Genomic DNA, 441 nt, shown 5'->3' on the forward strand with positions numbered 1-441 from the left:
GAGTGAGATCATCTTCCCCTCCCGGTCAGTTCACGGATCAACACTGTGAGCAGCTCTGGCGATGGATTTTCCAGCGTCATGTTACCGTGACGGAATTCCACCTTGCAGGAACTGGCACTGACTCTGGTCTGAGTGGAAGTGGATAAAGACGGCGCAATGGCCGCCACAGGTTCTTTCTGCTCATCCGGCGTTATTTCTACAGGTAATAATTCAACGCCAGTGTCAGAAGAGGTCGTTACCGGAAGACGCCGCGAAACACGCCCTTCGTTCTGCCAGAGCCTGAGCCATTTGAAAATAACATTATCATTGACGCCATTTTCACGTGCAATCTGTGCAACACAAGCTCCAGGTTGTGATGCCAGTTCCACCATACGAAGTTTGAATTCATTCGAATAGTTTTTACGAGGTTCTTTTCGCCAGTCCTGTAATTCCATACTTAGA

At 48.8% G+C, this 441-nt stretch carries 1 protein-coding gene; it reads right to left on the reverse strand.

The window, feature by feature from the left end; translation table 11 throughout:
* Positions 1-8: 8 nt before the first annotated feature.
* On the reverse strand, positions 9-441 hold a 433-nt coding region (gene tnpA / locus ERX27_RS11175; protein WP_279434123.1), incomplete at its 5' end, for an IS66-like element accessory protein TnpA.

It is taken from the genome of Macrococcus brunensis (assembly GCF_004359615.1).
Taxonomy (GTDB): Bacteria; Bacillota; Bacilli; order Staphylococcales; family Staphylococcaceae; genus Macrococcus; species Macrococcus brunensis.